Genomic DNA, 8,646 nt, shown 5'->3' on the forward strand with positions numbered 1-8,646 from the left:
ATGAAGCGAAAGCAACAACTGTTTTTTGTTCTATTCTGTCTTGTTATTGCCTTGTTATCTTTAGCTCCTTATTGGACTCATGGAGTTAATCTGGAGCATGACACATGTTTTCACTTAAGCCGGATTGAAGGTTTGGCGCAAAGCTTTAAAGACGGAAATTACATGCCGCGAATTTATCCCTATAAGAATAATAATTTTGGATATGCCAGTCCGTTGTTCTACTGTGATTTTTTCTTAATCATACCTGCCTTGCTCTATAATGCGGGCTTAAGCTTGACGCGCAGCTATCAATTCTTACTTTTGCTTTGCAGCTTTTTTTCGGCTTGGTATATGGGAAAGCTAACAATGAAGCTTAGCCGGCAGCAGCCTGCAATGTATTTGGCTGCATTTCTTTATGTTTTTTCACTCTATCGATTCACTGATATTTATGTTCGCGGAGCTTTAGGGGAAGTGTTGGCTTTTATCTTTATGCCTGTGGCTTTAATTGGAATCTATGAAGTCCTTTGGGGTGATGAAAAAAAGTGGTCTTGGCTAATGACGGGCTATTCAGGCTTACTTCTTTCTCACACGCTATCCTTTTATCTGATGGTTCTAATTTTGATTGTTTTCATCCTTATTCGCTGGCATGTGTTAAATCAGCAGAGGCAGAGGGGAACGGCGATCATCAAAGCAGCTTTATGGGCAATCGGCTTATGTTCCTTTTATCTGTGGCCAATGCTGGAACAAATGACAAGTCAAGAGCTATATTTACATTATTATGCAGGAAGTTCTGATTTGGCGTCAACCGCATTAAATGCCTGGCAATATACTGAAATGACGATGAATTTTTCCGTTTCTAATATTAATTATGATCCAGGACAGGCAATGACGACCAATCTGGGCGTTTTGATACCTATTTTACCGTTGCTCGGCGTATTTCTCTTTAATCAAGAAAAAACAAAAGAAAGTAATTTTCTTTATCTGATTTGCGGCTTGGGTTATCTTTGTTACTTCTTAAGCAGCCGATTATTTCCCTGGGAATACTTTGCGTGGATGCGAATTATTCAGTTTCCGTGGCGATTGATGAGTCTTGCGGATTTATTTCTATGTCCTGCTGCAGCGATTATCTCCGTAAGATTTTTTAGAAGATCGGGCATCATAGTTGTTCCGTTTTTAATTGTTTGTGGAATAGTGGTGGGACTTATACGGATTATGCCCGTTGCTGAAAGACCAATTATTTTTGGGATAGACATGCCGTATGAAGCTTTGATAGATGGAACTTTATTGGATCCATACTATGGCGATTCTTTTTATGTCCGACCTGAAATCGCCGGCGCAGATTATTTGCCAGTAGCTCAAACCGATTATCGTACAGCATCCCGTTGTGTGACTGTTGGAAATAAAGAAATTGCCTGCAGCATTGAAAAACAAGGAAACAAAACAAGTTTTGAAATTACCAAGATGGGAACTAATACATGGATGCAAATGCCGGTAACTTATTACAAGGGGTATACCGCTGCGGCGGTGGATACGAATGGTAAACAATTCAAACTCCCTGTAATAAAAAATAAAGACAGTGGGGTGGTTGAAGTGAATAATAAGAATGTTACGTCGGGAATAATTACTATAACTTATTCAGGAACCTGGATCCAAAAAGCATCTGCGCTGCTTACTTTCTTAACTTGTTGTTTATGGATCTACAGTCAACTTATCTATAGAAAAAAGGATTGATCAATATAAAAATGGGGAATACTATTTTTAGAGGTGAATGAAATGAATTCTATGGATAACGAAATTGTTAAAGATTTAAATGAATTATTAAGAGGGTGTCATATGGGGGCATCGACGTTTAAGGAGTATTTAGTCGAAGCGCAATCAGAAAAGTTAAGAGAAACATTAAAGCATTCATTAGATATTTTCCAGAAACATGAAACTGAATTGACAAGCAGAATTAATTCCTATGGTGAGGATGCGACGGATTCTACTGGGATCATGGCTGTCTTATCTGAAATGACTGAGAAGATTAAAACGATGATGGCAGATAGTGACGAAGAAATTTTGAATCAATCGATAAAAGCGATGGATATGGGATTAAAAGCTTGTCATGATTTTATTGATAGACATAAACAGGTGCCCGAAGAATTGTTATTTGTCATTCATGATCTTGAAGCGGATTACAAAAAGGTTTATCGGGATTTGACTGAATTAAAGCTAAATAATTATTAAGGCTTGATTGCTTAACGCATTCAAGTTTTTTATTTAGAAGAAATCATTAATTTTATAGGCTGTTTGAAGAAGAAAATGAAGCTTTACGAATCAAAATATGATAAACTAGATAAGGTTAAAGAGTTAAGGAGTTCAATATGTTAGAAAAAATAAAAGAAAAATTTTTAAATAAAAGCTTTTTATCATTTGCTTTTATCGGCGCGTTCAATACGATTTTATCTCAGATATTATATATGATTTTCGTTAGTTTCAGTATCGCAGTATCGACTTCAAGTTTACTTGGTGATATTGTTCCTATGTTTTTTTCTTATTTTTTAAACATGCATTTTACTTATCATGAAAAACCGAATTGGAAAAGCTTTATTTCATTTCCAATCAGTTATCTTCCGGGAATTATCATTAATATGGTAATGACTGTGATCTTCGTTAATTGGATCGGCGTGGACAAACTTTTCGCCAAAGCTTTCGCGTTGCCGCTGACAATTCCGATTAATTACTTGACAATGTCCTTAATCGTAAAATTAACATCGAATAAAGATAAAAATTAAGGTGAGTAAGGCCGGTTCCAGTGTTTTCTGGGCCGGCTTTTATAGAAAGTCAGTTTGATCTATGATATGATTTACAAGGTGATTAGGTTATGATTAAAATATTATTAGCTGTAGGTGTTGTTTTATTTTGCAGCGCTGGTTATGGATTGTTCGCTGAGAAATTATTAAAATTAAAGCCGACGGGCTTTACCGCTCCTCTAGGCTTTGTTTTGTTATTATGTACGCTGCAGCTATGCTACTATCCTGTACAGTTCTTTAATGGATCTGTATCTTGGATTTATGCTAGCAGTTATCTTATCTTCGGCTGTTTGCTGCTATACTCTTTATTTCATATTAAGGAATTATTTAAACGTTACTGGCAATGGAATACCCTTTGGATTATAGCTTCATTTCTTGCTTTCATCGCTGTATTTTACCAGTTATTTATCGATATTGGTTTCTCAGATTCGCCAATGTATTTGAATTACATTGCTCAGAACATTGATAATCAACATTTAAATTTATTTAATTTGTATTCTGGAAAGGTGGGCGCTGAGTGGGATGCGCTGTATTTATTCCAAGGTTATTATCATTTCGGTACTTTTTTATGCCATGTAATTAATATTCCGTCAGTTTTATTAGGAATTGGCGGTAAAATTGATAATATTGTAATCTCTACGTGGGGATTAGGCATGATCTATTCGTTGATTTCTTCCATGTTAATAGTCAATTTTGCTGAAGGGTTAAAAATTAAACAAAAAAGTGTTAAGTATGTGCTTATTGCATTTACATTATTTTTCAGTAATTTCTACTATTGGCGAGTTGCCTTTGCGTTCTATGGGAATACATACCGCACTCTGCTAGCTGCTTATTTAATCTATACAGCGTATTGTTGGCTGCGTGATAAAGAAGATTCGTTAAAGTATGTCATGATGTTCATCGTCGGAGCGGGTTTAGCTTGTTCCTCATCTTACTTGTTTATTTCCTTTGCGATTTTATTTAGTTTGGCTGCTTATCTTTTTGTTAGTAAAAAAGAGAATGCCTTTGTTGATATGTCAATCATCGTTTTACCTATGGCAATCTATGCGGCTGCGATGTTTAGTCGGAATAAGGAAATTCCCTGGATTGCGCCCACGCTAGCTCTAATTTTTATAGCTTATTATAGTTTGCGATTCACAAAGTGGATGAAGAAAATTATTGATATAATTGAAAAATTCTTTTTCAAACATGGTAAATTTATTTTCTTTATTCTTATTCCTGTTCTTATGATGATGTTTGCGGCTTATGTTAATTTCTTTAAACCGGATTATTTATATGATTATACCTATTATTTTAATAATCATCAAGATTATGACATGGTCAAAGATTATTATTTCATTTATTCTCATATTTTCGATAATATTCTTAACATTATACGATGGATCGGCGTTATCTTGATTCTTTGGAAAGCTCATTCAGAAGAACAAAACTATATAAAATCTTTATTTGTTATGATGTTGATTTTATTTTTAAACCCATTAGCGACGACCGCGGTGGCCTACTTGATTGCCTCTAATGTATTTTACCGTACTGTAGAAGTTTTGTTTAATCCATTTACAGAGATGTTGATTTTATTGGCTGTTATTCAATGGCTTGATCATCGAGAATGGATAAAACGGATGTTATTAGTTGTTCTTTGTATCGAGATTGTTGTAGGACATGTAGCTTCTTATTTGGATTCTGATTGGGGATTATACACCTTTCATGTAAATGGAGGGAAAACAGTGAATCCGATCTATAAAATCAGTGATGAGGAAATTGAGGCGATACATGTTCTTGAGGGGTTAATTGAGCGTGACCAAAATCGATTTAACGATGAGCATCAACCGACAATTATTTCTCATGCGGAAGGGGTAAGAACTTTTCTTCCTAATGTATATCAGATATTTACTGCACGGGATTATTATTATATTTGGAATCGAGTCGATTGGATTTTCTATGATTTAGCCCGCAGACATTATGATTGGGAAGCTCCAGCAACAGAAGATTATGCTCGTTCCTGTGGTTATTTGGATTATTATGACGTTGATTATCTTATTATTCAGTATTGGGAAAATCCAGAATTTGATAAGGCAACTGATGCTTGCGCGATAACAGAGATAACTACATCTAAATTTAAGATTAAGAGTGTGACAAAAAATGAATAGAAAACGAATATTAATTTTATTATTTTGCTTGTGCTTAACTGTGGTGTTCTGCATACCGTTGTTTTCTTCGGTATCGCTCTATTCAGGTCATGATACTGATTATCATATAGCTAGAATCTATTCTTTATCTAAAGCAATCCAATATCACGATTATTTTCCATCTTTATTTTACCTTCAAAGTTATGGATATGGATATGCTTCGCCTCTTTTTTATTCAAATTTCTTAATCTATATACCAGCAGTTTTAAATGCAATCGGAGTAAATATTACAACAAGTTATAAAATGTTCATTTTTATATGTGTGTACCTAACGTCGCTTTTAATGTTTTGGTGTTCATATCGTATCTTTAAAGATTGTAAAAGCGCTGCAGTTTCTAGTGTTTTATATATCTTTTCAAACTACTTTATAACAGATGTATTCTATAGAGGCGCTTTGGGAGAAGTACTTGCATTTATGATTGTCCCAATAATCATGTTAGGTGCTTATAATCTGATTGAAGGTAAAGGAAATGATTGGTTTTTTCTTACCATTGGGTTTTCGTGTCTGTTATTGGTTCATAATATCAGTTTTATTTTAATATGTTTTGCTTTTGGATTATATCTGATGATTAATATAAGGAAGTTTCTAACAAAACGTGTATTGTTAAATTTGTTTAAAGCAGTGATACTTTCAATAGGGTTAACCGCATTTTTTCTTTTCCCAATGTTAGAACAATTGAACGTAGGGATCTATCGAGTATCATCTTATTTTTCGGATGATAGTTTTGCTAAAAGTCTATTGACGTTTTCAGAAGCGATCTCTATTTTTCCAGGAACCGGTATGATTTGGGGAATGGAGGATAACAAAATTAATATGAGCATTGGAATAATTCAAATTTTTATAATTTTAATTTCTTTATTAAAATATAAAGAAAATAAGCGAGCATTCTTTTTTGCGGTGATTATATTGATTGTAATCTTGATGACAACTCGATATTTTCCATGGGAATATCTGATTAAACCTAATTTTATTCAGTTTAGTTGTCGATTATTAATAATAGCTATACCTCTATGTGCTATTCTTGGAGGGTTTTTGGTTAAGTCAAATTTGCGTTTATCCGTTTTAATAATAATGTTATCAGTAGGCTTCGGGTTATTTCAAATCTATCCTTTGATTTCATTATCAAAAATAGATGAAAATAATCTAAAAACATTAGATTTATACTATAATGGTCAAGGGGACAGATTAAGTGAAGAAATTTGGGCTTTAGGAGCTTTAGATTATATGCCTATAACAATTTACGATCAGCTACAAACTCGTGAGAAAAGTATATTAGTAAATGATGGACAGAGAATTTTAAATTATAAGCAAGATTATAATCTATTAACATTTGAGGATGAGAGAGAGTCTTTAGTTGAATATGTACTTCCTTTAATCTATTATAAAGGTTATAAAGTTGTTGGAATTTTTGATGACAAAGAACAAAGTTTGAATGTATATCCAAATGAAGAAGGGTTTGTTTCTTTTTCAAATAACACTCTTTCAACAAATGTACACTATGAAATAAAATATTCTGGCACTTTAGTTCAAAGCTTAAGTAAAATAGTATCTACCATAAGTATATTTATTTTAATTTACATGAAGTGTTATGAATCAAATATTAAAAATATAAAGAAGGGGATAAAATTATGAGTAAAGTTGCGGTCTTAATTCCATGTTATAATGAAGAACTAACAGTTGAAAAAGTTGTAAAAGATTTTAAAAAAGAATTACCTACCGCGGATATCTATGTCTATGACAATAACTCTAAAGATAAAACTGCAAATTTGGCATTAGCTGCAGGTGCGATAGTTAGAAAAGAAACTGCACAGGGAAAAGGAAATGTTGTACGCGCAATGTTTAAAGATATTGATGCTGACGTTTATATTCTTGTTGATGGTGATGATACTTACCCTGCTGATGAGGTACATAAATTGATTCAACCTGTTCTAGAAGGATGTGCGGATATGGTTATAGGAGATCGCCTTTCTAATGGAACATATTTTGAGGAGAATAAACGAGGCTTTCATGGATTTGGTAATAATTTAGTTAAAAATCTGATTAATTTTCTTTTCAAAAGTAATATTAACGATATCATGACCGGATATCGTGTCTATAGCCGTAGATTTGTAAAAAATATGCCGGTTATGAGTTCGGGATTTCAAATTGAAACTGAGATGACGATATTCTCACTGGTTTACCGCATGAAGCTTGTTGAAATTCCGATAACATATCGAGATAGGCCAGCAGGAAGCGAGTCAAAACTAAATACGTTTTCAGATGGCTTTAAGGTTTTAGTAAAGCTATTTGATTTGTTTAAAAACTATCGACCTATGTTATTTTTTAGTTGTATTTCTATTTTGTTTGTAACTTTAGGTCTGCTAATAGGGATACCGGTCATTACAGAGTTTGTTAAAACCGCATTCATTACTAAAATTCCAAGTGCAGTACTTGCGGCTTCTTTGTTTATTATAGCTTTTCTGCTTTTTATGGTTGGAATTATCTTAGATGCTATTAAAAATCAGATGTGTATTTTATTTGAATGTCAGTTGAACCAATTTGAATATCAAGAAAAGTGTAAAGTGAGGTAAATATGAAAAAATTGTTAATTCTTGCAATCAGTGTATTAGTGCTCACAGCGTTCGGCAGTTTTGCTTTTATTTTATTTAACAACATATATCAAGATAAAGGAAATTTTGATGATTATAGAGATAATGCTCCTGTTGTTAATATTGACGAAACAGAACAAGTGTTAAAAATCACTTCTGACGTTGGAGAGTTAGTTGAAGATTGGAATCATACGTATCGAGTTATGGCACATGCCTTAGGTGGCATTGGAGAGTATGATTACACGAATTCTTTAGAAGCTTTTTATCAAAATTATAATGAAGGTACACGGTTGTTTGAAATCGATCTTGATACAACGTCGGATGGGGATATATGCTTAATTCATACTTGGGAAGATTTTCGTAATAAATTAACGGATATTGGCGGAGATTGGCCAATGTCTACGGACGAGTTTAAGCAAGTTAAGATTCATGGAAAATATAAAACAGTGATGTTTAAAGATCTTCTGAAACTTATGAACGAAATTCCGGATTTTTATATTATCATTGATTCTAAAACTTTTGATATTGATGGATCGAGAGTGATGTATAACAAAATGATAGACGAAGTAAATTCAGTTAATCCAGACTTAATCAATAGAATTATACCTCAAGCCTATACTCCAGATATGTATGTTTTCTTAGATGAGAATTATGACTTTAATAAAATCATATTCACTCTTTACCATTATTATGTTGATTCTGATGGACAAAAAATTTATCAATTTGTTAAGGAACATAAAGTGCCGGTAGTTGTTATGCATATGGATAATGAATGGGCTACAAAAGTAATTACTGATATTTATGCTTATGCTGAAATGCAGGATTATGAAGATCAGTTTACAATCTATATTCATACAGTTAACCAGATAGATAAAGCTTTGAAAATTATTAATGATAATCATTTCTTTGGTGTTTATTCAGATTTTATTACAGAAGAGGCGCTGCAACAAGCTATGATATCTTGAAAATATCTGAATTAGAATAAAATGAGCTATCCTTAAGAAATCGATATGATTCTTAAGAGGCTCTTTCAAAAATAGTGTTGGTGAGAGAAAAACCGAAACAAGAAAGACGCAGATGAGTTCCAGAAATGGGACTCA

7 protein-coding genes are annotated in these 8,646 nt (G+C 33.1%); all 7 read left to right on the top strand.

Annotated elements, in window-relative coordinates:
* The 7 genes from I2D94_RS06170 (at nt 1) to I2D94_RS06200 (ending at nt 8,511) form a co-directional block, all read left to right on the top strand.
* Entirely contained in the window at nt 1–1,710 is a 1,710-nt protein-coding gene (locus I2D94_RS06170; RefSeq protein ID WP_195396008.1) for a hypothetical protein, read from the top strand.
* A 42-nt stretch (nt 1,711–1,752) separates the two neighbouring features.
* Nucleotides 1,753–2,205, top strand: a complete 453-nt coding sequence (locus I2D94_RS06175; protein WP_195396009.1) for a DUF2383 domain-containing protein — start codon at nt 1,753–1,755, stop codon at nt 2,203–2,205.
* Nucleotides 2,206–2,342: 137 nt separating this feature from the next.
* Nucleotides 2,343–2,753, top strand: a complete 411-nt coding sequence (locus I2D94_RS18665; RefSeq protein ID WP_195396010.1) for a GtrA family protein — start codon at nt 2,343–2,345, stop codon at nt 2,751–2,753.
* Between the two features lie 89 nt (nt 2,754–2,842).
* Entirely contained in the window at nt 2,843–4,918 is a 2,076-nt protein-coding gene (locus tag I2D94_RS06185; protein WP_195396011.1) for a DUF6077 domain-containing protein, read from the top strand.
* Nucleotides 4,911–6,590 carry a 6-pyruvoyl-tetrahydropterin synthase-related protein gene (locus I2D94_RS06190; RefSeq protein WP_195396012.1) on the top strand — a complete coding sequence of 560 codons (1,680 nt, stop codon included), beginning with the start codon at nt 4,911–4,913 and terminating at the stop codon, nt 6,588–6,590. Before I2D94_RS06185 ends, I2D94_RS06190 begins: the two co-directional genes overlap by 8 nt.
* Nucleotides 6,587–7,528, top strand: a complete 942-nt coding sequence (locus tag I2D94_RS06195; RefSeq protein ID WP_229056782.1) for a glycosyltransferase family 2 protein — start codon at nt 6,587–6,589, stop codon at nt 7,526–7,528. The genes I2D94_RS06190 and I2D94_RS06195 overlap by 4 nt, the downstream gene beginning before the upstream one ends.
* Nucleotides 7,529–7,530: 2 nt before the next feature.
* The gene (locus tag I2D94_RS06200) at nt 7,531–8,511 is read left to right on the top strand and encodes a glycerophosphodiester phosphodiesterase family protein (protein ID WP_072685978.1); all 981 of its coding nucleotides are present in this window, start codon (nt 7,531–7,533) and stop codon (nt 8,509–8,511) included.
* The last annotated feature ends 135 nt before the right edge of the window (nt 8,512–8,646 follow it).

The organism is Holdemania sp. 1001302B_160321_E10 (genome assembly GCF_015552275.1).
Lineage (GTDB): Bacteria > Bacillota_I > Bacilli_A > Erysipelotrichales > Erysipelotrichaceae > Holdemania.